The 23,395-nt window shown below is 63.7% G+C and carries 18 protein-coding genes; 13 read left to right on the top strand and 5 right to left on the bottom strand.

Annotated elements, in window-relative coordinates; genetic code table 11:
* Window positions 1-464: 464 nt before the first annotated feature.
* The 8 genes from rpmH to OM977_RS19585 all read left to right on the top strand — a co-directional run bounded on the left by rpmH (window position 465) and on the right by OM977_RS19585 (window position 6,161).
* A complete protein-coding gene (rpmH, locus tag OM977_RS19620) occupies window positions 465-602 on the top strand; it encodes a 50S ribosomal protein L34 (protein WP_003800212.1) in 138 nt (45 codons plus the stop codon).
* 40 nt (window positions 603-642) lie between these two features.
* Window positions 643-1,053: a ribonuclease P protein component gene (gene rnpA / locus OM977_RS19615; RefSeq protein WP_264355526.1), complete on the top strand. Its 411-nt coding sequence runs from the start codon at window positions 643-645 to the stop codon at window positions 1,051-1,053.
* A complete protein-coding gene (gene yidD, locus OM977_RS19610; RefSeq protein ID WP_264355525.1) occupies window positions 1,046-1,453 on the top strand; it encodes a membrane protein insertion efficiency factor YidD in 408 nt (135 codons plus the stop codon). The genes rnpA and yidD overlap by 8 nt, the downstream gene beginning before the upstream one ends.
* Before the next feature lie 16 nt (window positions 1,454-1,469).
* Window positions 1,470-2,450, top strand: a complete 981-nt coding sequence (yidC, locus tag OM977_RS19605) for a membrane protein insertase YidC (protein WP_264355524.1) — start codon at window positions 1,470-1,472, stop codon at window positions 2,448-2,450.
* Window positions 2,450-3,028, top strand: a complete 579-nt coding sequence (locus OM977_RS19600) for a Jag family protein (RefSeq protein ID WP_264355523.1) — start codon at window positions 2,450-2,452, stop codon at window positions 3,026-3,028. The genes yidC and OM977_RS19600 overlap by 1 nt, the downstream gene beginning before the upstream one ends.
* A gap of 17 nt (window positions 3,029-3,045) precedes the next feature.
* The gene (gene rsmG, locus OM977_RS19595) at window positions 3,046-3,696 is read left to right on the top strand and encodes a 16S rRNA (guanine(527)-N(7))-methyltransferase RsmG (protein ID WP_264355522.1); all 651 of its coding nucleotides are present in this window, start codon (window positions 3,046-3,048) and stop codon (window positions 3,694-3,696) included.
* Window positions 3,697-3,782: 86 nt separating this feature from the next.
* Window positions 3,783-4,850: a ParA family protein gene (locus tag OM977_RS19590; protein ID WP_270103054.1), complete on the top strand. Its 1,068-nt coding sequence runs from the start codon at window positions 3,783-3,785 to the stop codon at window positions 4,848-4,850.
* A gap of 69 nt (window positions 4,851-4,919) precedes the next feature.
* Entirely contained in the window at window positions 4,920-6,161 is a 1,242-nt protein-coding gene (locus OM977_RS19585) for a ParB/RepB/Spo0J family partition protein (RefSeq protein ID WP_264355521.1), read from the top strand.
* A 4,902-nt stretch (window positions 6,162-11,063) separates the two neighbouring features.
* Here the strand turns inward: OM977_RS19585 and trxA are convergent.
* The 5 genes from trxA to OM977_RS19560 all read right to left on the bottom strand — a co-directional run bounded on the left by trxA (window position 11,064) and on the right by OM977_RS19560 (window position 17,020).
* The gene (trxA, locus tag OM977_RS19580) at window positions 11,064-11,390 is read right to left on the bottom strand and encodes a thioredoxin (protein WP_264355520.1); all 327 of its coding nucleotides are present in this window, start codon (window positions 11,388-11,390) and stop codon (window positions 11,064-11,066) included.
* A 36-nt stretch (window positions 11,391-11,426) separates the two neighbouring features.
* Window positions 11,427-12,383 (bottom strand): thioredoxin-disulfide reductase, encoded by a 957-nt coding sequence (trxB, locus tag OM977_RS19575; RefSeq protein WP_264355519.1) that lies wholly within the window; start codon window positions 12,381-12,383, stop codon window positions 11,427-11,429.
* 178 nt (window positions 12,384-12,561) lie between these two features.
* Window positions 12,562-14,142, bottom strand: a complete 1,581-nt coding sequence (locus OM977_RS19570; RefSeq protein ID WP_264355518.1) for an ABC transporter substrate-binding protein — start codon at window positions 14,140-14,142, stop codon at window positions 12,562-12,564.
* A 171-nt stretch (window positions 14,143-14,313) separates the two neighbouring features.
* Window positions 14,314-16,401, bottom strand: a complete 2,088-nt coding sequence (murJ, locus tag OM977_RS19565; protein ID WP_264355517.1) for a murein biosynthesis integral membrane protein MurJ — start codon at window positions 16,399-16,401, stop codon at window positions 14,314-14,316.
* A 70-nt stretch (window positions 16,402-16,471) separates the two neighbouring features.
* Window positions 16,472-17,020, bottom strand: coding sequence for an NUDIX hydrolase (locus OM977_RS19560; RefSeq protein WP_442960673.1), 549 nt, complete (start codon window positions 17,018-17,020; stop codon window positions 16,472-16,474).
* A 183-nt stretch (window positions 17,021-17,203) separates the two neighbouring features.
* Here OM977_RS19560 and OM977_RS19555 point away from each other — a divergent pair, with 183 nt between their 5' ends.
* The 5 genes from OM977_RS19555 to OM977_RS19535 all read left to right on the top strand — a co-directional run bounded on the left by OM977_RS19555 (window position 17,204) and on the right by OM977_RS19535 (window position 23,255).
* Window positions 17,204-18,703: a CCA tRNA nucleotidyltransferase gene (locus OM977_RS19555; protein WP_264355516.1), complete on the top strand. Its 1,500-nt coding sequence runs from the start codon at window positions 17,204-17,206 to the stop codon at window positions 18,701-18,703.
* Window positions 18,704-19,288, top strand: a complete 585-nt coding sequence (locus OM977_RS19550; RefSeq protein WP_264355515.1) for a histidine phosphatase family protein — start codon at window positions 18,704-18,706, stop codon at window positions 19,286-19,288.
* A gap of 588 nt (window positions 19,289-19,876) precedes the next feature.
* Window positions 19,877-20,113: a hypothetical protein gene (locus OM977_RS19545; RefSeq protein WP_264355514.1), complete on the top strand. Its 237-nt coding sequence runs from the start codon at window positions 19,877-19,879 to the stop codon at window positions 20,111-20,113.
* Between the two features lie 240 nt (window positions 20,114-20,353).
* Window positions 20,354-21,823: a glycosyltransferase family 87 protein gene (locus OM977_RS19540; RefSeq protein WP_264355513.1), complete on the top strand. Its 1,470-nt coding sequence runs from the start codon at window positions 20,354-20,356 to the stop codon at window positions 21,821-21,823.
* Entirely contained in the window at window positions 21,816-23,255 is a 1,440-nt protein-coding gene (locus OM977_RS19535; protein WP_264355512.1) for a phytoene desaturase family protein, read from the top strand. Before OM977_RS19540 ends, OM977_RS19535 begins: the two co-directional genes overlap by 8 nt.
* Window positions 23,256-23,395 lie beyond the last annotated feature (140 nt).

The raw sequence follows: 23,395 nt of genomic DNA, 5'->3' as shown, positions 1-23,395 counted from the left end.
CAATCAGTTCCTCAAACTTGCTTGCCTGCATTACCTGCAGCCAAGAGGCCCGAACCAGTGCGCTGGCGCCGGCTCAATCCACAGGGTTATGCACAGTCCGTGGATAATTGGCTACTGGGACACTCTAGGGGATGAAAAACCTAGAAGATAGCTAGGGTCTGTCCTGTGGATAATCACATGGCTGTAGTTCGAAATCGGGGGCCGTGACGCACTTCATCCACAGGCAGCAGCGGCAGTTAGCCACAGCTGGGGAAAGGTTGCGACGCATCCCTCAGTTTGACTCTGGAGGGCACTAACACCTAACGTTGTGAAGTCCCATGTGTACGCTTTTCGCCTCATCTGAATCTCTCCCGACGCCCCGCGTCTTGCGAGACCGAGGGAAGCGGAACATACAAAACTTAGCGTCGACCAGTTCTTCCCCCTTGATCGGGTGGGCGCACCTTTGATCCACTGGAGTAACTAACGTGAGCAAGCGGACTTTTCAGCCGAATAACCGCCGTCGAGCCAAGAAGCACGGCTTCCGCCTTCGTATGCGTACCCGTGCCGGCCGCGCCATCCTGGCAGCCCGTCGTGGCAAGGGTCGCACCGAACTGTCGGCCTAAATACTGACTCGTCGGTCCACCTCCCTGTGCGAGTTCAACGGTGCTAGCCACCCGAAACCGTCTAAGGACATCAACCGATTTTTCAACAACTGTACGTTCCGGTGTCCGCAATGGACGCCGGAACGTAGTGTTATATGCGGCAGCCCTGGCTGCCGACGAACCAAGCCGGATCGGATTCATCGTTTCCAAGAGTGTCGGGAACGCTGTCGTCAGGAACCTCGTTAAGAGGAGACTGAGAGAAGCCGGCGCCTTGTCGTTGCAGAAATACGGTAGCGGGTTCGCGATCGTGGTTCGGGCCCTGCCCGCCGCGGCCGGTGCCAGCTGGGACCAACTGCGCAACGACTATGACGCCGCTCTGGAGACAACCATGAAACGGCTGGGCAGCCGCCTTCCACAGGCTGCTTCTTCAGTTTCTAACGAGACAACACAGGAAGGGACACCGCGTGCGTAACTCAACTGCCGCCGTCGTCCCCGCTCCTATTTCGGGGATTAAGCCCGCGGCAGCCTGGCTTGGCCGCGCCGTGTGGAATTTGCCCCGCAATATCCTCATTCTGCTCCTGCTGGCGTACCGCAAGGTGGTCTCACCGCTGTACGGCCAGGTCTGCCGGTTCTTTCCCAGCTGTTCGGCCTACGCCCTTGAGGCGATCACGGTCCACGGCGCGGTTAAGGGCAGTTGGCTGGCGGCGCGGCGCCTGATGCGCTGTCATCCTTGGAATGCCGGTGGTGTGGACCACGTCCCCGCCGGCGATCGTGTTTGGCCCGAAGGCCGCACCCCCACAATTGTTGTACTGAACAATCCGGACAAGTACCTGGCTGCTCAGTCTGATGGAGAAGGCCGCCTTGCGGCCTAACGAATAGGGATATCGTATGGACTTCTTTGAAACACTCATGTTTCCGTTCAAGTGGCTGGTCTCGTTCATCATGGTCGCTTTCCATGATGGGCTGAGCACTATCGGCCTGCCGGCGGCCAACGGCTGGACCTGGACGCTGTCCATCATCGGGCTGGTGCTGGTGATCCGCGCCGCCCTGATCCCCGTGTTCGTGAAGCAGATCAAGGCCCAGCGCGGGATGCAGCTGCTGCAGCCCGACCTGAAGAAGCTGCAGGACAAGTACAAGGGCAAGACCGACCAGCTGTCCCGCCAGGCCATGGCGCAGGAACAGATGGCCATGTACAAGAAGCACGGCACCAACCCGTTCTCGGCCTGCCTGCCCATGCTGATCCAGATGCCGTTCTTCTTCGCCCTCTTCACGGTGCTCTCCGGCATTACGACGGCGGCTGCCAGCGGCAAGGGCATCGGCGCCATGAGCCACGACCAGGTGGTGCAGTTCGACGAATCGAGCATCTTCGGCGCACCGCTGTCCGCAACGCTGCTTCACGGCACGCCTGAGGGCGGCAATGTGGTGGCGGTATGGATCCTCTCGATCGTGATGATCCTTGCCATGACGGCATCGCAGTTCATCACGCAGAAGCAGATCATGGCCAAGAACATGTCCGAAGAGGCCATGGCCAGCCCGTTCATGCGCCAGCAGAAGATGATGCTCTACATCCTGCCGATCGTCTTCGGTGTGGGCGGCATTAACTTCCCCATCGGCGTCCTCATCTACTGGACCACCACCAACCTGTGGACCATGGCGCAGCAGTTCTTCGTGATCCGCCGCATGCCGACGCCGGGGTCCCCCGCCGCCAAGGCCCTCGCCGAGCGCCGCGCCGCCAAGGGTCTGCCGGCACTGCCGCTGACCGGCGCCAGGAAGGCCGACGCCGAAGCAGCCGAAGCCGCTGCGGTCGCCGCGATGCAGGCCAAGGCCCAGCGCGTTCAGCCACAACGTAAGAACAGGAAGAGGAAGTAATGTCCGCCGAGAGCACCGAACACGCTATTTCCGCCGAGGTCATGGAGGACCAGGACGAATCCCAACAGGATGTCTTGGATTCCGAGGGCAACCCGGAGAAGGGTGCGTCCGCCAGCCGTCTGGAAGAAGAAGGCGACGTCGCGGCGGACTACCTCGAGGAACTGCTGGACATTGCCGACATCGACGGCGACATCGACATTGAGGTCCGCAACGGCCGCACCTACATCTCCATCGTCACCGAAGAAGAATCGGCCGGTCTGGACAACCTGGTGGGCGCTGACGGCGAGGTCCTCGAAGCACTTCAGGAACTGACCCGGCTGGCCGTCCTTTCGGCCACGGAGAACCGGTCACGTCTCGTGCTCGACATCAATGGCTACCGTTCGGAGCGTGCCGGCGAGCTGCAAAAGATCGCGGAGGACGCCGTCACGTCCGTCAAGGAGTCCGGCGAGACCGTCGCACTGGCCCCGATGAGTGCCTATGAGCGCAAGATTGTGCATGACGCCGTGGCCGACTTGGGCCTCGTGAGCGAGTCCGAGGGCGAAGGTGCCGACCGGCACATTGTCGTCTCCGCAGACTGAATGCGCCGGATAGCTTGATGGTTGAAATTACCCCGGCCGAGCTTAAAGCCGCCGAGTCCATCTTTGGTGAGCGCCTGGAGCTGGCGAAGCGTTACGTTGAACACCTGGCTACTTCCGGTACCGAGCGCGGGCTGATTGGGCCACGGGAGGTGCCGCGGCTGTGGAGCCGGCATGTGCTGAACTGTGCAGTCATCGAAAGCCAGATCGCCCACGGCAGCCATGTGGCGGACGTTGGAAGCGGGGCCGGACTGCCGGGCCTCTGCCTTGCGATCGCCCGCCCGGACCTAGAACTTACTCTGATCGAGCCCCTCGAGCGGCGCGTTATCTGGCTCCAGGAAGTGGTGGATGATCTGGGGCTCGAAAATGTCACGATCATGCGTACCCGCGCGGAGCTCGCTGTCGGCATGGTCGACGCCGATGTAGTCACCGCACGTGCTGTTTCGGCGTTGACCAACCTTGCGGGACTGACCATTCCGCTGCTGGCCGGCAAGGGCGAGGTTGTTGCCATCAAGGGGCGCAGCGCTGGCGAGGAAATTGAGAAGGCTGCCAAGGTGATCCGCAAACTTGGCGGCACTCAGACGTCGGTTGTGCTGGTCGGTGAGGACGTCCTCGAGGAACCCACAACCGTAGTCCGGATCGTTGTGAATAAGCCTCAAAAGATTGCCTAGCATCCGCCCCGTCTCCAAGGAGTTCAAGGGGAAGAGGTTAGGCTAGTAACCGGCAGCAGACGCCGAATGAGAGTGAGTGTGTCACAGTGACAAGCAGCGAAACCTCCACACAGCGGATCCCCCCGTTCGTGTCCCTGGGGTCAGCACGGTCCTTTGTTGCGCCCGCTATCACCCACGGCTTGTCCGGGAATCACACGGCATCGGTTGCTAAGAGCGCCGGCAAGGCCAGCGTTTCACGTGAAACGGCCGTGTCCTCCGCTGGCAACGTGCTGGACTCGATCGATGACTCCAGCCCCATCGCTCGGGAGCTGGCGCACGAGAACAAGCGGCGCGAACGCCTTCTCGGCCGTGAACTGCCGAAGCCAGAGAAGACCCGGATCTTCACCGTGTCCAACCAGAAGGGCGGCGTCGGCAAAACGACCACTACGGTCAACATTGCTGCCGCCCTGGCCGCTGCAGGACTCAATGTCCTGGTGATTGACATCGACCCGCAGGGAAACGCTTCCACTGCCCTCGGCATCGAACACCACGCCGACATCGACAGCATCTATGACGTGCTGATCAACGACCTCCCCCTGCAGGACGTCGTGGCCCCTTGCCCGGACATCGCAAAGCTGATTTGCGCACCGGCCACCATCCACCTGGCCGGTGCAGAAATCGAACTGGTCAGCCTCGTGGCCCGCGAACAGCGGCTTCGACGGGCCATCGATGTGTATGCCAAGGAGCGAGCCAAGAACGGTGAGGAGCGCCTTGACTACATCTTCATTGACTGCCCGCCGAGTCTGGGGCTGCTGACGGTCAACGCATTCTGCGCCGCCAACGAAGTTCTGATCCCAATCCAGTGTGAGTACTACGCGCTCGAGGGCTTGAGCCAGCTGCTGAAAAACATTGAAATGATCCAGAAGCACTTGAATGCGGACTTGGTTGTTTCCACAATTCTGCTGACCATGTACGATGGCCGCACCAACCTTGCCGCCCAGGTGGCCGCTGAAGTGCGCGAGCACTTCCCGGACCAGGTCCTCGGGGCCGTCGTTCCCCGATCCGTCCGCATCTCCGAAGCGCCTAGCTACCAGCAGACCGTGATGACGTACGACCCGTCATCGACCGGTGCGCTGTCCTACCTGGAAGCCGCAGCGGAAATCGCTGAACGTTAGAATCACTTTCAAGAATTGCAATAATGAGAGCCCGGCGACGCCCGGCTCTTCCAATGGAGGGATGTAGCCATGAGCGATAAGCGACGCGGCCTTGGCCGTGGACTTGGGGCACTCATTCCCAGTTCCGCCTCGATGAGCGGTTCCGGAAACGGATCGGCCCCGTCCCGTCCCGTGGATCTATTCTTCCCCGAGCCCCGGAAGCGGAACGCTTCGGCCGAGATTCTTCTGGCAGACGAGCTTGAGGCCGAGCTGGCAGAGACCAGCGCAGAGTCGTCGATCCCTCCGGCCGGCAATGACGCCGCAGCCGAGAACGAGTCGGCGACCACTGCCTCGACCCGCAAAGCACCTGCACGTCAGGGCGCCGGAGGCAAGAGCGAGCCCGCCGCGGCCGGGACTGATGCACAGGCCGACGAGCCGGAGCCGAGTGAAAAGCCGGCAAGGCCGGACACGGCCCGCGAACGTGAGGCCGACTCCGGCGTCGAGCTGGTTGAGGTTCCGGGCGTGCGTTTTGCGGAAATCCCCGTTACCGACATCCATCCCAACCGCAAGCAGCCACGGTCCGTCTTCGATGAGGACGACATGGCGGAGCTCGTCCACTCCGTGCGGGAAATCGGTGTGCTCCAGCCAATTGTCGTCCGAACCTCAACCGAAAACGGTGGCGAACCGTACGAACTGGTCATGGGTGAGCGCCGCTGGCGGGCAGTGCAGGCCGCAGGGCTGGAAACCATCCCGGCGATCGTTCGCGATACCACCGACGACGACTTGCTTCGCGATGCTTTGCTGGAGAACCTGCACCGCAGCCAGCTGAACCCCCTCGAAGAGGCTGCCGCGTACCAGCAGCTCTTGGAGGACTTCGGCACCACTCATGAGCAGCTGGCGGACCGTATCGGACGTTCACGCCCCCAGGTCTCCAACACGCTGCGTCTGCTGAAGCTGCCCCCGCTTGTCCAGCGCCGCGTCGCAGCCGGTGTCATCTCTGCCGGCCACGCGCGTGCGCTCCTGGCGCTCCCGGACGCGGCGGCGATGGAGCGCATGGCGCAGAAGATCGTGTCCGAGGGGATGTCGGTGCGAGCCACCGAGGAGGCCGTCACCCTGTACCAGAGTCCGTCGACGAATTCCAAGAACAATATTCCCCGTCCCGGAGCCCGGCATGAGCGTCTGGACTACCTGGCGTCATCCTTGTCCGATCGCCTGGACACCAACGTCAAAATTTCCCTCGGTGCCCGGAAGGGACGCGTAAGCATTGAGTTTGCGAGCGTTGAGGATCTCAACCGCATCATGGATGTCCTTGCCCCTGGTCCGTCCAGCTAGGTTTCTCACTGTCGTACGCCAGGGACCCTGTTTCACGTGAAACAGGGTCCCTTCGTCTATACGCTTCTCCGCATTGAAGCGTTCAATGTCTGATCTCCGGGATTGTGTACCGTCTGACTACCGGCATATCGTGGGAGCGTTGCACGCAGGACATGGTGGCCGGCCCCCTACACACGGTGCGTCCATACGACGGTCGCTCAGCCTTCTCCTCTTAGACGTACTCCTCCCGTGCGTTCTCCTCCCCGGTCCCCTCGACAGACGCTCCTTTGGGCGCACGCTTTCGAGCAAAGGTGTTTGGCGGGCCTGCTAATGATCGATCTGACGAATACTGCTCGGCCGCGCGGCGCGGTCAGCGGCTTTCGCTTTCGGGCACGGCGTCCGGCAAGCTTAGGGGTGTGTGGGGTTTCACGTGAAACGCGAGAAGTCGAGGTGTGCGTCTGGATGGCGATGCGGGAACTGAAGTGGGTCCAAGCCAACTGAGTCATTTCGGCGGCCCCCTCCTTGTAAGGCCATGCGCGATGCTTCTGTTGCCCTTCTTTCAGCGAAAGATCACACAATGTTTCACGTGAAACGACTGGGTCCGGCGGACTGGCTGTGATCCCTGGGCTTCCTCGGATGGCGAACAGCGAGCCGCGCATCGCCTAAAGATTCGGTTCGGCCGCAGGATAGTCCATGGTCCCCGCAGCCGGCCCAAATGCGAAGCACGGGGCATGGTTTCACGTGGCACCAAACTGTCCTAAGAAACAGGCTCTCACTGTGCGCGCTGGCCTGCCGAGGAGCGGGACCGATGCAGCCGGGTCACCGGCCAACAGCATCTCCCACCTAGCGCGTTTCCGCGCCGGCGGCTGAGCGACGGGCATCGCGGGCGATCTTCGGGGTCACTGGGCTATCGTGAGACGGCGCTCGGCCCGCGCGATGCAGAAGCGCCCCGATCTCGCGCCGGTTTCGCTCTGGGACTATTGCCGTGTTCTAGGACTATGCCCACACGACGCCCTTAGGTTGATTTACGGTGACCGGGCGCAGCGCACATGGTCGGGCAAGCGCTTCACAAGCGTAAGGCCAGGATCGTGGTCAGCACTTTCAGAACCACGCCAGGTCGAGATCCTGTAGCTCCCCGGCACTCCGAGGCATCGAATGCGATGCCGGTCCGCTGCTCCGCGACCTCGTGTCAGGAGCTTCTCCCGGCACCGTCGGAACGTCGGGGGAACCCGCCGCTGCGCAACACGAGTGGTTTCGCTTAAGGGGCGGGCAGCGTATCGCGAATGTGGGAGGTCGGCCGGTGGCAGGCCCGTCCGACGGTATATACGAGCCGGAGACCGCCGCGGGGCATCGTCGCTCGCCCTGGCGGCACGCTCGGCCGGTTGTCCGGCCGCGCCACTCCCCTGCTGGCTCACGGATGATTTGCGCACTGTGTTGCTGCTTGTCCGGCCCTCCGTGGTCTTGGGTGGGGACTGTCTCTGTTCGCCGGCTTGCCGTTCCGCTGCGTGCCCTCCTTCGCGTCCTAGGGGTGTTAGAGACACCCTGGATCTTTCGCCCGGGGCCGCCAGTTGCAGTTTGGAGATCCGTCGGCAGAGGCTGTGGCTGAGTTCATTGGCCCTCCCGCCCGCTGCATGGCGAATCAGCGGGCGAATGCGCCGCCGGTGCGTGGCCAGTAAATTGGAGCCATACGGTGCCCGGTGGAAGCTACGTGACCGCTCCGGCCATACCTTCGAGCCGCCAATTCCTCTAAAGGGTGACGAGATGTTCGGAACAGAGGAATTCACCTGCCGGTCGCGAGGAGGCGCCGCAGGCGCGGAGCGATCTCCACGCTAGCGGAAATGGTCCCACCCCTCCGGGCGCGGGTGTCATCGTCAGAGTCGGACATCCAGTCGCTTGGAGGCCGCACGGATCCATTCACAGTCCTCAAGTAGACGGAAGCGAGCTCGCCAACCTCCTCCCGGGGCCGCCGTCATCTGTCCTTGCCTTCGGCTCCCGCTGCACGGCCGGATGCCGGAATGCCGGACGCCGTAATGCCGGACGGCGGAATGATGCAGTGCCATTCCTAGCGAGCTGACCGCGGCGGGCACATCGTTCAGCCCAATGGGCGACGCCGCAGTCCGCGCTGGGGCGGAGGGCTCCCACGTGGCCCGGGGGCCCGTTGCCATCAGGAATTCCGGTCTCCAATAGATGGCTTAGCACTTTCCAGCCTGTGTGGAACGCGGTGGATATCGCTGTGGATAACTTTGTGGACTAAGTGCCCCGCAACTCGCCGGATTGCTCCGGTCGTCCTAGGCTGCGGGCGTCGGGGGTCCTGAACCAGCCGACGGAACGACTCCCTGATTTCACCCGTTTCACGTGAAACATAGGGAGCGCTTGCGGGGTCTTACGTGGCGCATCCGCGGCAACCGAAGATATCGCCATATTCCGGTTAATTTACAGGGTATCAGCGGGCTTGTGCGGAGTCTTGAACGCTCTGTGAGCTGCAGCATTGCAGCGCAGAGCGAGGCTGGTCGGCTCCCTTTTGGCTTCCAGTCGAAACGTAACAGGCCTCACGTCGGGCTGTCCTTGTTTCCTTCAGCTCAGGTGGGGCTGTGAGAAATCACTCACCGGCTGTGGATAACAGTGTGCACAACTTCTGTGGAGAACTGGGGAGAACTGGCGATAGACCGACTCTGTACGGGGAAGGAGCCGTTCCGAGCGCCGGCTCGCCTCACCAGCTTGCCCGCCGCAGCCACGCAATTTGATCCCCTACGTGTGTCCTGGGAGCGTGGCCGCGTGAGCTGGAGCAGCGGGCCGTACTGAACAGTTCGCTCCTCGAATACCGCAGGCACGTCCGCATAGGGGCCAAGCGCTGCCGAAGGGTGTGGTCTCGCGCAACTCGGCCACTGGGAGGCTGGTAGTTGATCAGGCTGCCAATCCCCGAACGGTTCAGCTGCCGGTGCACCTGTCAGGCAGAAATGCTGCGGCTCATACAGAATGCTTCGGCCGACGATCGCGGTGGCCGGACAAGGGCCGATACCGGGAGGCGATAGGGAGTCGTCGCAGTAAAGAAAGCAAGACCGTTCCCGCATATCCGCAGCATCGAAGAACCGACACGGCGGGATCATAGCCATGCTGGATGCGAGCCCAAGTAGGCAGCGGCGGTGTTTCCGGGTGCTGACGCCGCCTACCCTAGGACTCCCCTGCGGGACGTAGTCGGCGCCGGCCGGGCCGGTCTAATCATGCCGCCCCGGCCGCCGGCCGGACCGGTCTAATCATGCCGCCCCGGGGCACTGCTGCAGTAGCTGCATCATGCGGTGATCATCGCTCTGCGGGGACCCTGCTCATGAACCTGGGCGATCCTGGTCGGCGACAGCATGGGAGGACGCGTGATGGCGGGTGGAATGGTCTCATGCTGCCGGGCCTCGGCGGCGCCGCCCTCGGGACATCCACGCCGCTCGGACTACTGCTGCATGGTTCCGACACCGGACGCTGTGGGTGACGTCTCGAGGAGGTTCGGTGGCCGAGCACCTGCCTGCAAAGATTTCCCGAAGAGATGTTCAACGACATTGGATGAGGCGGAATGGACCGCATTGTCAGCCGGATCGGGCCGCGAGGTCTAAAGAAGGATGGTCGATACGTTTCACGTGAAACCGCTGAGGGCACTTCTCGCACAGCCAAACAGCGCGCCCGGTCGGCACGTAGCCGTCGGGGATCTTCGCGTCGTCTCCAGCGGGGGTACCCATATCGAATCCGCCATTCCTCGGCGTCCCACCAATTTTGATCGCAAGCCTTGGACAGGTTGCGCACTTTCTGCGTAGCGGCTGGCATGCCAGGCAGGCAGGAGACAATTCACCCACGCCGGCGTGCTTCACTTCCGGATGCATGGGCGCGCCGTCCGGGCCCGATCGCTGCACTCGGCCCGCATAAATCTCCTCTGACACACGTCAATCCACATCGCCCAGAGGCTATGTGATAGCAGCGTATTAGTTCACTGCATGCCGCACTCTCATCGTCTTCGAAGTGATCTTCGATCTCGCTCACTTCGCGGGAAGCAGAGTCCCCCCGGGAGAGTCATGATGCGTAGGTTCTCTGACACTACTCGGTGGCAAGGGTTTCACGTGAAACAGCAGGGGTCGGACCAGACTAGTCGACACGTGGGTACCGCCGCCGATCCCTTGGTGGTTCTTTTTCTAGGGGGCTAGTGCAACTCCGTGTTTCACGTGAAACGCACTGACTTCCAAGAGCTTCGTCGTGTCGTAGCAGCTGCTTTGGTGAGGCTTCGGCCAGTTCCGTGCACCGGGACTTAGCTTGCGCCCGCCCGCGTTTTCGCTGTCTTGCCAGCAGAGCTCCGACGAACCAGTGAAATGGCATCGCACATTGCTCGCACAAATAGGGTTGGGGCACACCTTCGCGTAGCGTCCGTTTTCCGGAGGTCCGTCGAAAAACGCGTCGCCGCCGATCGGCGTCGTCACCCTGTTTCGCCTGCTCGTTTCACGTGAAACGTTGCTGGGGCCAAGCCATGGGAAGGGTCAAACGGGCAAAGCGCCAGAAACCAAGAGCTCAGAGGGTCGGGCTGCTTGTCGGTATCACCACCGGATACCGCCCTGCGAAAGCGGGCACGCCACGTTTCACGTGAAACACCCCGGTCTTGGTCCCCCAGAACTACGGCCCAACCCTTCTTTGGTGCGCCGCTCCACCGTCCACGGCGAGAGGAGCCGTTCTCGCAAAAGTCAGTCCGGATTCAACGCGTCCGGGTGCATATCTGATCAAGATTAGGTCGCACCCTTGCCCGATGAACCCTCATGAGCCGCGACCTGACCGTCGCCAACTCAGATCTCCAACCGAAACCCTCGGCCGGGAGCACGGAGACCAAAAAGGCCCCGCTTCCAGGAAGCGGGGCCTCAATGTTCAGCCGCAACATATCGCGGCCAACTCAGTGAACTAGGACAGTACGTCCGCAAATTCTTTCTCGAAGAACTGCTTGGGCCTGGCGCCGATTACCGTGCTCTTAACCTCGCCGTCCTTGAACAGGTACACGGCCGGGATAGACGTGATGCCGTATTCGGCAGCGATGGCCGGGTTGTCGTCAACGTTGACCTTGACGACGTTCACCTTCTCGCTGTACTCCACGGAGATCTCGTCGAGGATCGGTCCCAGCTTGCGGCAGGGGCCGCACCATTCCGCCCAAAAATCCACGATTACGGGCTTGTCTGCTGCCAGAACATCCGTGCTGAAACTGGCGTCGGTTACATCTTTAGCGTTGCTCATAACCTGTCTCTCTCTTCGGGTGGTTGCTGCGCGCCCTTAGGCGTGGAAGTCGGCCAAGTAATGTTCGACGTCGAGGGCGGCTACACAGCCGGACCCTGAAGCCGTGATGGCCTGGCGGTAGGTGGGGTCGATGACGTCGCCGGCGGCGAAAACACCCTTGAGGCTGGTCTTCGAGGTACGCCCCTCGACCGCAATGGTTCCCTCTGGGGTGAGATCCAACTTGCCTTTCACGAGGTCCGTGCGTGGGTCGTTGCCGATTGCCACGAAGACGCCGGTGACCGCCAATTCAGTTTCAGTACCGTCGACGAGGTTCTTCAACCGCAGTCCGGTGACTTTATCCTGGCCGATGACATCTTCAACGCCCGAGTTCCAGATGAACTTGATCTTGTCGTGGGCCAGGGCACGGTCCGCCATGATTTTGGAGGCCCGAAGTGTGTCACGGCGGTGCACAACTGTGACGGACTTTGCGAATTTGGTGAGGAACAGGGCTTCTTCCATGGCCGAATCACCGCCGCCGATGACCGCAATGTCCTGGTCCTTGAAAAAGAAACCGTCACAGGTTGCACACCAGCTGACACCGTGGCCTGAGAGGCGCTTCTCATTCGGCAAACCGAGCTCGCGGTAGGCCGAGCCGGTGGAAAGAATGATGGAGCGTGCCCGGAAGGTCTCCCCCGTGCCGATGGTTACCGTCTTGATGTCACCGTCGAGGTCGAGCTCGGTTACGTCCTCGAACTGAATTTCAGTGCCGAAGCGGGCGGCCTGCTTCTCGAAGTTCTCCATCAGGTCCGGGCCCATGATGCCATCGGGGAACCCGGGGTAGTTTTCGACGTCGGTGGTGTTCATCAGCTCGCCGCCAGCGGTCACTGATCCGGCCAGGAGCAGCGGCTTCAGGTTGGCACGTGCCGTGTACACCGCGGCGGTGTAGCCCGCGGGGCCGGAGCCGACGATGATGACATCACGTACTTCGGACGCGGTGTTTTCTGCGTTGCTCACTAAACGGTGAACCTCTTCCTTTGTCGATGCGCCCGCCTGGGGTGGCCGGCCACATGGCACAACTACTTCTCGGTGCTGAATATTCCGGTCGAACCGGGCATCACAACGGACGCCACGGTTCAGGGTACCGCCCCCGTCATGAAGTCGCGGTGACGCGGGAACGGTATGACGGGGCTGGCTACTGGACTTTGATCTCGGCGAGACGCAGGCCAAAACCGTAGCGCGTCTTGGGGGCTGCGAGCTTGGGAAGGGTCTTAATGGACACAATCACGTACTGCGCGGTAACCGGTTCCTGCAAGGAGATGGTGAGATCCGGAGACGTGAAACTGTTGCTTCCGACCTGCTTTGCTCCATCCAGGGACGGACGGTCGTTGGTGAGGACGCTGATGTTTCCGCCGGAGGCACCCAGCTGGCTCAAGGTCACCGACGAGACCTGTGAGGGGTCCTCGAGTTTGACCACCAACGGCACCTCGGTGGCCAACCCGCCCCAATTGTCGGTGGCGAATTCCATGTCGGACCAGTAGCTGGCGCCGTTTCCGTCGAACGTCTTGGCCAGATCGGCGTCATACGTTCCAGCGAAGTCGAAGTCGCCGGTACGGGTGACTGCCTCGATAGCTGGAGGTCCGGCGGCGGGCGCGGAACTGGCGGACGATGAAGGTGACCCCGAGCCGGCGGCCGGGGAGCTGGCGGGGGAAGTCCCGGCGGCGGGGGGCGGGCTGCTCTTGAACAGGCTTCCGAGGTTGGTCACGGCAAAAATCAGGCCTACGACCAGGACGGCTGCCAGCAATCCCCCGACGAGCCAGCGCATGGAGCGCGGTTCCCGGCCGGGCTCGTCGTTCTCCTTGTAGTCATCTTCATCCGCCTCGGCGTTCCGGGCGGCAACGGGAAAATTACGCGGCTTGCGGTCTTGCTCCGCAGGAAGCACGACTCCACCGGCAGCGTTCACGGCTGCAGGCTGGGCCCGCGGGGAGGAGTGCTCCTGTTCAGCGGATCCGTCATAGTTGTAGTCGTCCTCGGACCACAAGGAAACCTTCGGCTTGTCCGGCGTTGCTTCCGGGGCGGACGGTACACCCGGCTGCATCGTGGTCGGCTGGGAAGCGCCAACATTCTGAACCGGCTGGGGAGCCGTCGTCTGCGGCGTCGGCTTCTGGGGTGCGGCCTTCGGGGACTTCTTCGGCCCGCTCGCAGCGGCCATCCCGGCTGCTGCGGCTGCCGCCGCTCCGGCGGGAGGTGACAGGGGTGAAGTCGGTCGCGAGGGTTCGCGGGAAGGCTGGACCGGCGGCGACTTGGGCTCGGCGGCCGCCCGCTGCTGCTGTCCGTAGTCGATGTAACCGGCGTCGACTTCCTCATCGTCGTAGAGGCCGTCGTAGGTTTCGGGTTCTTTGGAGCGTGCTTGGCCGAAGATCTCGCTGCCCAGCGTGTCCGTGAAGAACGGTTCGACGTACGGCGGGTTAGAGGAGACCACCAGATCCAGCAGGTCGGCCGCGGAGGTGTGGTTGGTGATCAGATACGTGGTGAGGTCGCTGACGCCCAGATCGAGGATCTGCACGTGCCCGGGCCGCTCGCCTGTGGCCACTTCGCGGGCGCTTCTGGCCACCTGGTCGGCGTTGTCCGGGCCGGCCACCAGGATGCTCACGGCACGGTTGAGAACCTGATCGACGCCGTCCAGCACCAGATCCTGGTCATGCGAAGTCAGTACGGTGGCAGTGACCTTATAGCGGCCACCTAGTACTGATCCGACATCGATCGGGTGGGACACGGGCTCCTCCTAGACTGTCCGGGAACTGCCGGCCTGACCACTTCATCAGTGACCGCAAGCCCCCGGTAAAGCCGGTTGACCCCTGGTCTGCAACTCCCCTTGTTAGTTTTCGATCCTAGCCGATTCAGTGTCCCCGCCGCGGAAGCACGGCGTTGGAACACCGCCCGGTCCTTATTTTTTCTTCTTACGGCCGAATGGGAAATACGGATTGTGGCCCGCCGGCCCCTGGTAGGTCCGACGGCCGGGCAGTGGGACGTCGCCCCGACCCAGACCGCCCTCGGCCGAGCTGGGCAGGTCTTCGGCTGGCAGGTAGCCGCCCTCGGGCCCGGCGGGCCAGGTCGCGCGTTCCTCGGGTTCCCGGATGTCCGGGCCGGCGCGGAAGGACGAGGCGTCGAACTCACCGGAAATTCTGGGAATCAGGCCAGTGTCTACCGAGACCGTGGCCCGTTCAGGCCGGGTCGGGATGGCTCCGGCGCCCTCTGCGGGCCCGCCACCGCCACCGGCACCGTCGCCGACGCCAACGCCGGCCGGGCCGGGTGCCGCCTTTGAGCCGCGCCGGAGCCGGCCCAGCAGCGGCTGCAGCAGGTCCCGCAGTTCGGTAACGCGGAAGAGCTTCAACAAGACAAGATAGGCGGCCAGCATGATGGGACCGACGACGACGATCGTCACCAGGGCCGCAAGAGGGCTACTCCAGGCGAACCCGTCCGGGCTGTAACTGCCCAGCAGCCACAGGGCGAGGGCTCCGGCGAGAGCGGAGCCAAGGGCCGCATAGCCCATCCGGATGTAGGAGTTCGCGATCCGAGGACCGTCAAGATGGCCCAGGAACCGGCGCAGGAAGATGGCGCTGACTATTACGGACAGGATGTTCCCGCCGGTATAGAGGATGGCGATGGCGAAGATGATCTGATCAAACGGCAGGAACTGGATCAGGAAGGCTGCCACCACGTTGACGAGCGCCAGCACCAGCTGGATAAAGAACGGCGTCCGTGCGTCCTCGTTGGCGTAGAACACCCGGGACATCATGAAATTGGCGCTCATAAAGGGGGTGCTGAGGGCAAGGATCGTCAACGTTTGGGCCAGCATGACACCGTCCTGGCGTTCCCCTCCGGAGAAGAACATGCCGAGCGGTCCGGCGAGGGCGAACAGCGCCAGCGCGCCGAAGACCGTCGCGACTGCCATGGTCCGCAGCCCGTGGGACAGCGCATTGCGCAGTTCGTTGTGGTTTCCGTCCTGGGACGCCCGGGTCATGCGGTTGAAGAGCACGGTGGCAAGGGACAACGCGATGATCGAGTGTGGCAGCAGGTAAAGCTGGCTGGCCACTTCCAGCACGGCGTTGCCCGGCAGGGTGTCCGCCGCGGGGTCTCCGGCTTGTTCCAGCCGGAGGCGTTCGGCACCCGGGATGGTGGCGATGCGCATGACATAGAGGAAGGCCAACTGCCCGACGGCGGCCGTCGCCAGGGTCCAGACACTGAGCTTGGCGGCCTGCCCCAGTCCCACGCCCCGCCAGCCAAAGCGCGGCCGCAGCCCGAGCCGGAGCCGGAACACCGGGACCAGCAGAATGGCGGTCTGGGCGACCACCCCGATTGTGGAGAACCCGGCCACCAGGAAGGTCTGGAACGGGTCCCAGTTGTCAATCGTGTGGGGGTTGGCCGCGTTGGCACCCATGATTCCGATGAACATGCCCAGTCCGGCGATCGCCACGATATTGTTCAGGATCGGAGCCCACATTGCGGGCCCGAAGGCACCGTTGGCATTGAGTATCTGGGTGAGCAGGGCGTACAAGCCATAGAAGAAGATCTGCGGGAGACACCAGAACGCGAAGGTGACGGCAAGCGCCTTTTGTTCCGGCGAATAGTCCTGGGTGGTCAGTTCGATGACCCAGGGTGCCAACAGAGTGACAAGCAGCGTGAGGGTGAGCAGGACCAGCACGGCCAGGGTCAGGAGCCGGCTGACGTAGTCCGCACCCCGGTCCGGAGCCCTGCTGGCCTTGATGATCTGGGGTACCAGGACGGCGTTGAAGACGCCGCCAGCCACCAGCAGGAAGATTAGGTTCGGCAGGTTGTTCGCGTTGATGAAGGTGTCATTGACCGTGGAGCCAAGACCCAGGGCGGCCGCCAGCATCCAGGTCTTGCCGAAGCCCAGGAAACGCGAGACGAGGGTACCCGCGGCCATGATGGCGCTGGAGCGGGCTTCTCCGGTGTGGACAGCATTGGAATCGGCGGGACCGGAGGGCGAGGGAGTGGGTTTGGCTGATGACATCGTCTTCATCGTCTCACCCGGTCGTGGCTTTGTGCGCTATCCGCGGCCTGTCCCGGCCGCTCCCGCGCCCCTAGCGTTGTTCCGGGAGGACTTCCTTGGCGAGATCCGCGATGCGGCGCTCGTTCGGAAAGGATAGTTTTCGTGCCAGTTCCTGGATGGGAACCCAGGCGACGTCCACAGCTTCCTTGTCCGGATCGTTTTCGATCGTGAGCTCCCCGCCGGTGGCCTGCAGCAGGTAATGGTGGACGGTCTTGTGCACGCGGTGCCCGCTGACGGTAAACCAGTAATCGATACTTCCCAGCGGCGCGAGGATCTTGCCCTCGATCCCGGTTTCCTCGGCGATCTCACGCACGGCGGCTTCCTCGTTGCTTTCCCGGCCTTCCGGATGGCCTTTCGGCAGGCACCATTCCAGCCGGCCGCCCCGGTTGAGGCGGGCGATGATGGCAACGCGCAAAGCGGCGTCAGACGTGTCCACAACCACGCCGCCGGCGGAGATCTCCTCCACAGTCGGCAGGGAGGCCTGTCCCGAGTGCTGGACAGGCGCGACATGGGCACCGATTGCCGATGGCAACGGTGCGTTTGTCCTCCTGCCGGGAGCGCTGGGTACGGGATGAGCCATGAAGTCCACTCTAACGACTCTTGTCCGGAGTTGATGACCTCAACATGACAGGAAAGTGGACGGCAGGAAAAGTGGCTTCCGGCCCCACCGCGTCACCACGGGCCCGCAGGCAAGCCGGCTACGGTGCCGGGATAGGCCCGGATCGGTTTTCCACAGGGTCCGAGAAACTATGCTTAAGAAACTATGGCGCACGCACATCACAAGACTGACTCGCACACCGTTGACTTCCAGGTGGACCCCGTGGTCCTGGAGCTCGGGCAGCGGTTCGTGGACGCCGGCCACGAGCTCTCCCTCGTCGGCGGCCCCGTGCGTGACCTGTTCCTGGGCCGCGTCTCCCCCGACCTGGACTTCACCACGGATGCCACCCCGGACCAGACGGTGGCCCTGATCAAGAAGTGGGCGGATAACTACTGGGAGATCGGGCGGGCCTTCGGCACGATCGGGATGCGCAAAGCCGGATTCCAGATCGAAATCACAACGTATCGCGCCGAGGCCTACGATCCCGACTCCCGCAAACCGGTAGTGGCCTTCGGACATTCCCTGACCGATGACCTGCTCCGCCGGGATTTCACAATCAACGCGATGGCACTGCGCCTGCCTGAGCTGGAACTCGTGGACCCGTTCGGCGGCGTCCGTGACCTGCACGGCTCCGTCCTCGCCACGCCGGGTACGCCGGAGACCTCCTTCTCCGACGACCCGCTGCGGATGATGCGCGCGGCCCGGTTTGCCGCCCAGTTGGGCGTGGCGGTCCATGAAGACGTCCGCGCAGCCATGTCCCGGATGGCGGAACGGATCACCATGATCTCCGCCGAACGCGTGCGGGAGGAACTGGTCAAACTCATTTGCGCCGACCATCCCCGGGCCGGTGTGGACCTGCTGGTCGATACCGGGCTGGCCGAGTTCGTGCTGCCCGAGGTCGCCGCGCTCCGCCTGGAGGCGGATGAGCACCACCGCCACAAGGACGTGTACCAGCACTCGCTCCAGGTCCTGGAGCAGGCAGCCACCCTGGAGACCAATGCCGACGGCGCCGTTCCCGGGCCCGACTTCGTGCTGCGGTTCGCTGCCCTGATGCACGACGTCGGAAAGCCGGCCACACGCCGCTTCGAACCGGGCGGAGCGGTGAGTTTCCGGCATCACGACATGGTGGGCTCCAAGCTGACGGCAAAACGCATGAAGGCGCTCCGCTTCGACAATGACACGATCAAGGCGGTGGCCCGTCTTGTCGAGTTGCACATGCGGTTCTACGGCTATGGCGACGCCGGCTGGACCGACTCGGCCGTCCGCCGTTACGTCACCGACGCCGGACCCCTCCTGGAGCGGCTGCACCGGCTCACCCGCTCGGACGTGACCACCCGCAACCAGCGCAAGGCGGAGCGGCTGTCATTCGCCTATGACGACCTGGAATCCCGGATCGCGAGCCTGCGGGAGCAGGAATCCCTCGAGGCCGTCCGTCCCGATCTGGACGGCGGACAGATCATGGCGCTGCTTGGCCTAAAGCCCGGTCCCGTCGTCGGCCGGGCGTACAAGTTCCTGCTGGAGGAGCGGATGGAACACGGCCCGCTGGACCCGGACGTCGCTCTGGCCAAACTGCGCGAGTGGTGGGCCGCCCAGCCGGAGTCTGCCCCCGATGAAGTAGCCGGCACCAACCCCGCCGTCGAGCCGTCCACAACTGAGGAGTCCTAAGTGATTGCACCGACGAACGCCCCGCGCCCGCAGTTGTGGATCCTGCGGCACGGCGAAACCGAGTGGTCAAAGAGTGGGCAGTACACCGGTCTCACCGACCTTCCCCTGACGGTGGAAGGAGAGCAGCAGGCCGTCGAGGCCCGCAAGGCGCTCGACGCCGTCGACTTTGACCTCGTGCTGACCTCGCCCCTCCGGCGCGCGCGCCGGACGGCGGAACTGGCCGGCTACCCGGGTGCCCAGCTGGAGCCGCTGGCCGTCGAGTGGGATTACGGCGACTACGAGGGCATCAGCTCGGACCTCATCCGCAAGGACAACCCGGAATACCTGATCTGGACGCATGGCGTGCCGAACGGTGAATCGCTGGACGACGTCGCCGCGCGGGCGGACAAGATTGTGGCCCGCGTGCTCGAATCCGGCCTGGACAACGTCCTGATTGTGGCCCACGGCCACTTTTCCCGGATCCTCACCGCTCGTTGGCTGGGCCTGGATCCGCAAGAGGGCCGCCACTTCATCCTGGGAACCGCAAAGGTCTGCACTCTGGGTTGGGACAAAAAGACTCCTGCCGTCGTCCGCTGGGGCCTATAAACACCGTTTTAAAAAAGAAGTTCAAAAAAGTTTATGAATTCAGTGGTCAACTGCTGCATTCATCGTGTATTTTTGTTTTGAACCCAGGGCGATTTGCCGGGATCACGGCGCGCGTCGCCCGGCCCGTCAGCCGGAGCCGCGGCAGGACAGAAAAGGAGGTTGGGAAAATGATTACTTTGACTAGCGGATGGATGTCTATTCGTACCGCCACCCCGGCCTCTGTCGCTGTACCGCGCCCAAATTTCGGCCTGACTGTCTCCTGACCCCTCCGCCGCCGGCCTAGTGTCTTCGACCTAGGGCCCGGGGCCGAGACGTTACCGGACCTCCGTTCGCTGGAGGTCCGGTGACAGCCGGCTGAGCAGGTGGAACCACGCGGTTGCGCAGCCTCCCCATAGTTCGGAACCCAGCTTCTTGTTGGGGTTGCGGCGCCCACGCGTCAAGGGGCCATTCTTCGCTTCTGCGAATCCAATGAATTGCTTCGGGCATTTCCCTGCCTAATGAGGCCTTTTCTTCCTCCATTTACAGAGGCCTTATTTGGCGTGCCCAATTCCTTTCCATTTCCACACTAATACCCACGAAAGATTCATCATGACCATTGCCGGCACCACCCCAGCCCGTCCCCACGGCGCGAAGCCCCAGACCAGCAGCCAGCGCAGCACCAGGAACCGAAGGGAGGTGACCACCATGAGGCAAAAGCTCCGGGCACTCCTGTCCCTCGGCCAGAAGCGGGCTCCGCGGCAGACGACACTGTTCAACGGCGCACTCCTTGACCAGAAGCGCGAAGACGTATTCGTCGCTTTGCACCGGATGGGCAACCTCCGCTGACGGCAGGCACTTCCGATTCGCCGCCCGCAAGGATGCCGGACCACGGGCACGAAGGACCAGACCAGTCGAAGGAGGAACCGATGTGTGACATCGGAACTGATCCCGGGGAGCCCACGCTGCGCCGCGTGGGCTCCCCCTCATTAACGGCAGGTATGACAGCGAGGGGCCGCGTGTTCTCCCGGTACACGGCGGTAACGAGGCTCGGCGTCATCAAGTTGCGGTCCCGGTAAGCTCGAGGGCATGCAGGAGACAAAGCCGCCGGAGCACCGCAAGCGCGTCCGACTGGTCATTCCGAGCCGCAGCGACCTGTTCCTGCGGAACTTCACGGAACTCATCGGGGGTCCCATGGGCCACCGATCGGCGCCCGGCGTCGTCTCCCCAGGATTCTTCACCGTCGAACGCGTCCTGATTCTGCTTACTGTGCTGGCCGCCCTGCTCGGAATCCTCCTCAAGTCCTACTGCCGGACCAAGGGTTGGGAAACGCCGGGGCAGTTCTACTCGACCTGCTACTCGGACTTCCCCCAACTGTTCCGGAACCGCGGACTCGGTGACGGCGCCTTCCCGTTCGTGACTAAGGAAACATTCTTCGAGTATCCGGTGCTGATGGGCCTCATCGCCGGTGCCACGGCCCTCCTGGTGCCGGGTGATGGGCCGACAAGCGACCGCGTTCTGGCGTACTTCGATGTCAACGCCGCCCTGATCACCGCCGTCTGGATCGTCACCGTGCTGGCCACCGCGCGCATGGCCCGCCGGCGGCCGTGGGACGCGGCCATGGTGGCAGTCGCGCCCGGCATTGTGCTGGCGGGAACCATCAACTGGGACATGTGGGCAGTCGGGCTGCTGGCCCTGGGCATGTTTTTCTTTTCGCGGAACAAACTCGTGCTGGCGGGGATCTTCATCGGCCTCGGCACGGCCACCAAGCTCTACCCCATGCTGATCCTGGGTGCTGTTCTGCTGCTGGCCCTCCGGACGGGCCGGCTCCGGCCGTTGCTGGTGACGGCGGCGTCCGCCGCCGCGGCCTGGCTCGCCGTCAACCTGCCAGTGGCCGCCCTCAATCCGGAGGGCTGGAAGTACTTCTACGAATTCACCCAGGACCGGCCGGCCGGGTACAGCTCGCCCTGGTTTGCCTACAACCTCGTCGCCGGACGCCTTGGCTGGCTGCCCCTGGAGGCTGAAGCCATCAACACCCTGGCCCTGAACCTCTTCGTCCTGGCGTGCGCCCTGATCGCCGTACTGGCCCTGACCTCACCGCGGCGGCCCCGGCTTGCCCAGTTGGTCTTCCTGATCGTGGCTGCGTTCATCCTGACCAACAAGGTCTACTCACCGCAGTTCGTGCTCTGGCTCATTCCGCTGCTGGCCCTCGCCCGGCCGCGCTGGCGTGACTTCCTGATCTGGCAAACAATCGAGGGTCTGCATTGGGCCGCCATCTGGATGTATCTTGGGCAGGTGACGAGCGGTGGAGTGTCCCAGCACAATATCGACATGCCGTACTACGTCCTGGCTGTGGTGTTCCACATGCTGGCCACAGGGTACCTGATGGCACGCGTGGCGTGGGACATCTGGGATCCGGGCTACGACATCATCCGGCGCCACGACATGGATGACCCCCAGGGCGGACCCTTCGACCGGGCCCAGGACTGGCTGCGCATTGACCCCGCCCGGCCGTCGGCGTCGCTGTTGCCGTGGCGGAAAGCGACAGTCGATGCCTGACGTCGCCGTCGTCGGCTCCGGCCCCAATGGACTCGCCGCAGCGGTGACCCTCGCCCGTGCCGGGCTCAAAGTGCATGTCTATGAGGCGGCGGCGTCGCCCGGCGGCGGCGTGCGCACCACGGAGCTGATGGAACCCGGCCACGTTCACGACATCTGCTCGGCGGTGCACCCCATGGTCCTGGCCTCCCCGTTCTTCCGGGAGTTCGGGTTGTCCCGGCGGATCCGGCTGGAAGTGCCGGAGGTTTCCTACGGTTCACCGCTCGACGGCGGCCGGGCAGCCTTGGCCTACCGGTCGCTGGACAAGACCGCCGCCGGGCTGGGCCGGGACGGCGCCGCGTTCCGCAACCTCATGGGCCCACTCGTGGACCGCGTGGACGGGATCACGGACCTGACCCTCAACCAATTGCTCCGCGTGCCGCGGGACCCCGTGGCGGCCGGACTGTTCGGTCTCCGCACTTTGGAACAGGGATCCCGGCTCTGGGGGCTCAGATTTAGGGAAGACCTGGCGCCGGCCCTGCTGACCGGGGTCGCGGCGCACGCCGTCTCCCCGCTGCCCGCGCTGGCCGCCGCGGGAGCAGGACTCATGCTGGGGGCACTGGCACATGCCGACGGCTGGCCGGTGCCGCTGGGCGGCTCCGTCGCCATCGCCGAGGCCATGATCGCGGACCTCGAAGCCCACGGAGGCGTCGTGGAAACCGGGGCGCGGATCGGCTCGTTGGCGGAACTGCCCCCGGTCCGGGCCACCCTGCTGGACGTCGCTCCCCCCGGACTGCTCCGGATGGCGGATGGAAAGTTCCCCGACAGGTACCGCCGCACCCTCGAGTCGTTCCGCTTTGGAAACGGCGCCTGCAAGGTCGACTTCATCCTCTCCGGCCCGGTCCCCTGGGCTGCCCCGGGGCTTGCCGACGCCGGCACCGTGCACGTGGGCGGCACACGGGAGGAAATGGCCGAGGCGGAAAACCTGGTCGCCGCAGGCCGCCATCCGGAGCGGCCCTATGTGCTGGTTTCCCAGCCGTCACGCTTCGACGCCTCGCGCGCGCCGGCGGGACGGCATATCCTCTGGAGCTACTGCCACGTTCCCGCGGGTTCCACCGTGGACATGGGCGAGGCAGTGATTACCCAACTGGAGCGTTTCGCGCCGGGCTTCCGTGACGTCGTCGTGCGGTACAAGGTGACCACCGCCGCGGCGCTGGCGGACTACAACGAGAACTATGTCGGCGGGGATTTCAGTGCGGGCCTGATGGACCTGCGGGGCCTGGTCCAGCGCCCGGTCCTCGGCCCCGTCCCCTGGCGGACGCCGATCCCCGGGGTGTACCTCTGTTCCTCGTCGACGCCGCCGGGTCCCGGCGTGACCGGAATGCCGGGATTCCATGCCGCGAAATATGCCCTGAAAGACATATTCGGGCTCAGGGTCCCCACCCTCTCAGCTTAGGCTGCGGCCTTCGGAGGCTGCGCCCCGGCCGTGGGACCGAGGCTCCGACGGCCGCGCGTTCCGCGGGGGCACTGCTGCCAGGGCGCCGCTGCACTGCGTATCGCGGCGCCCGACGTTTTTGTGACTCGAGCATTGTCGGC

It is taken from the genome of Pseudarthrobacter sp. MM222 (assembly GCF_947090775.1).
GTDB lineage: Bacteria > Actinomycetota > Actinomycetes > Actinomycetales > Micrococcaceae > Arthrobacter.
Note: the sequence above shows the minus strand (reverse complement) of the source record. Positions and strands in the feature narration are given on the sequence as shown.

Excerpts from the sequence above, each read along its gene's own strand:
- OM977_RS19555 (WP_264355516.1), top strand. The coding sequence starts at position 17,204 with ATGGCGCACGCACATCACAAGACTGACTCGCACACCGTTGACTTCCAG.
- trxA (WP_264355520.1), bottom strand. The coding sequence starts at position 11,390 with ATGAGCAACGCTAAAGATGTAACCGACGCCAGTTTCAGCACGGATGTT.
- OM977_RS19545 (WP_264355514.1), top strand. The coding sequence starts at position 19,877 with ATGACCATTGCCGGCACCACCCCAGCCCGTCCCCACGGCGCGAAGCCC.
- rsmG (WP_264355522.1), top strand. The coding sequence starts at position 3,046 with ATGGTTGAAATTACCCCGGCCGAGCTTAAAGCCGCCGAGTCCATCTTT.
- OM977_RS19600 (WP_264355523.1), top strand. The coding sequence starts at position 2,450 with ATGTCCGCCGAGAGCACCGAACACGCTATTTCCGCCGAGGTCATGGAG.
- OM977_RS19585 (WP_264355521.1), top strand. The coding sequence starts at position 4,920 with ATGAGCGATAAGCGACGCGGCCTTGGCCGTGGACTTGGGGCACTCATT.
- OM977_RS19540 (WP_264355513.1), top strand. The coding sequence starts at position 20,354 with ATGCAGGAGACAAAGCCGCCGGAGCACCGCAAGCGCGTCCGACTGGTC.
- OM977_RS19535 (WP_264355512.1), top strand. The coding sequence starts at position 21,816 with ATGCCTGACGTCGCCGTCGTCGGCTCCGGCCCCAATGGACTCGCCGCA.
- OM977_RS19560 (WP_442960673.1), bottom strand. The coding sequence starts at position 17,020 with ATGGCTCATCCCGTACCCAGCGCTCCCGGCAGGAGGACAAACGCACCG.
- yidC (WP_264355524.1), top strand. The coding sequence starts at position 1,470 with ATGGACTTCTTTGAAACACTCATGTTTCCGTTCAAGTGGCTGGTCTCG.
- murJ (WP_264355517.1), bottom strand. The coding sequence starts at position 16,401 with ATGTCATCAGCCAAACCCACTCCCTCGCCCTCCGGTCCCGCCGATTCC.